Source organism: Pseudomonas sp. SIMBA_067, assembly GCF_046534675.1.
Taxonomy (GTDB): domain Bacteria; phylum Pseudomonadota; class Gammaproteobacteria; order Pseudomonadales; family Pseudomonadaceae; genus Aquipseudomonas; species Aquipseudomonas putida.
Genome location: NZ_JAWRYH010000226.1, coordinates 1 through 304 on the forward strand (window position 1 = coordinate 1; position 304 = coordinate 304).

The following is a 304-nucleotide window of genomic DNA, read 5'->3' on the forward strand; positions in this document are numbered from 1 at the left end:
CTGAAAATATCTAAAAAAGTAATGCAGCAAAATAAAATTTTATTCCATTCAATCTTATTTTGCTGCAAAAAACCGCTAACAAATGTTAGCGGTCAATATTAACCGTTATTAAGCAACCGCTTGTTCTAAAATTTCACGGCTTTCTTTTAACGTAATAGCTTGGTTTTCTCCAAGGGCAACCATGCCATGAGCTTCAAGCTTACCAATAATATTATCAATGGCAGCCGCTTTGTCATCACCATGCTCAGTAAGCTCAGTTGCTACGTCAAGGCTGTGGTAAAACGCTTCAATTGCTTGAATTGTT

At 36.5% G+C, this 304-nt stretch carries 1 pseudogene; it reads right to left on the minus strand.

Annotation, left to right across the window (positions count from 1 at the left end):
- Positions 1-108: 108 nt before the first annotated feature.
- Positions 109-304 (minus strand): annotated as a pseudogene (locus SB765_RS28845) (NADH-dependent alcohol dehydrogenase); the annotation flags it as partial.